Below are 1,626 nucleotides of genomic sequence, written 5' to 3' on the forward strand. Positions count from 1 at the left end.
GAAGCTAAGACCTGGCACGGCGATGGTACTGCACCCGACAGGGTGTGGGAGAGTAGCACGCCGCCGCACCACACTTGAAACGAAAGCCCCGGAGAGCACCCGAACGCCCCGGGGCTTTCCCATACCCGCACCCGACACGGGGAGAACCACACCGGGAACCGGTCCCACGACACCCACAAGCCACCCGGAGCCACACCACGACCACCCACCGGAGCCACACGCGGGAACCACCCTCCGGCGCTGCGCGCCACCTCCCGCCGGCGGGAGGAAACAACGGGCACACGCGACGGGAGCCCCGCGCCGCACGCGTCCTCACCGACACCACACACGGGGACAACCCACGAAAACCACCCACCGGCGCTGCGCGCCACCTCCCGCCGGCGGGAGGAAACAACGGACACGCGCGACGGGAGCCCCGCGCCGCACGCGTCCTCACCGACACCACACACGGGGGCGACCCACGAAAGCCACCCTCCGGTGCTGCGCGCCACCTCCCGCCGGCGGGAGGAAACAACGGGCACCACCTCCAACGAAAGAGCCAACAGGGAAGTTGACTGAGGGGAGAGACCCCACGGCCTTGATTCGTATATAAGAAGCTTCGGTTATCATGGCGGATAGTTAGCAGCCGAATCAGGGGTCATTATGCATTACTTCACGCCAAAGCGTTGCGCGACATCGAACAAGATCATGTATCACGACAAGGCCCAGGCGCAGCAGGCGGCCGATCAGAGTTTCATCGAACGTGGAGCCGAACTGTGGGTGTATCGCTGCCAATTCTGTGGTACGTGGCATTTGACGCATCGCGATCCGCAGTCCAGCTATAGGCATGTGCCACTCAATCAGGAGCTGAAGCCGCATAGCCGTAAGAAGGGGTATAAGCCGCGTCGGCGCTAGCCGGTTCTTGCTTATCAAGTAAGCCGTGAAACCCGTACATAATATTCGTTATCGGTGGACTGACACGACGCATGTCGTTTGGTTATACCGCCGAGCATAGGGCGCTGAAGAAACGGGCAGTCGCGCTGCATGATGCCTTCGTTACGCGACACGCCGTCTGAGTAATGAGATACCCAAGTTTTGCGTGTTTTGGGTGGCGGTAGGCTGGTATTGGTGGTGTGTTGTGTGTGTTCGACACGCCGGTGTTTTGGCTTGTTTTCGGGGGTTTGGGGGTGGTTGTGTGGTGTGTGGTTTGCGTGGTTGTCGGGGTTGGTGTATGTTTGTCTCTTGCTGCCGGTCGGCTTCTGGTTCCTGTTCTTGTGTGGTTCCGGGGTTGGTCGTGTGTGGTGGTTTGAGAACTCAAGAGTGTGTTGTACTACTTACTTCTTTATAGTCAATGATTGCCAGTCCGATTCCCGCTCCGGGTTTTCTTGGAGTCCACGAGGGTGGTTGATGGGGGTCGGGGTTTTTGTGCGAACCGCTTTTCCTTATTAAGTGGTTCCGTCTTTTTTCTTTTTTGAGAGTCGTTTTTCGATTTCTCTTCATGAATTTTTTTGTGGAGGGTTCGATTCTGGCTCAGGATGAACGCTGGCGGCGTGCTTAACACATGCAAGTCGAACGGGATCCTGCCAGCTTGCTGGTGGGTGAGAGTGGCGAACGGGTGAGTAATGCGTGACCGACCTGCCCCGTACT

At 58.7% G+C, this 1,626-nt stretch carries 1 protein-coding gene and 1 rRNA gene; both read left to right on the forward strand.

What is annotated here, in order from left to right; translation table 11 throughout:
• Window positions 1-642 precede the first annotated feature (642 nt).
• Window positions 643-894 (forward strand): hypothetical protein, encoded by a 252-nt coding sequence (locus AC1AYR_RS11685; RefSeq protein ID WP_476512700.1) that lies wholly within the window; start codon window positions 643-645, stop codon window positions 892-894.
• Between the two features lie 592 nt (window positions 895-1,486).
• Window positions 1,487-1,626: ribosomal RNA gene (locus AC1AYR_RS11690) — 16S ribosomal RNA — on the forward strand; the annotation flags it as partial.

This window comes from Bifidobacterium sp. LH_417, assembly GCF_056357035.1.

Bases quoted from the DNA above. Each gene is read 5' to 3' on its own strand.
- AC1AYR_RS11685 (WP_476512700.1), top strand. From the start codon at position 643: ATGCATTACTTCACGCCAAAGCGTTGCGCGACATCGAACAAGATCATG.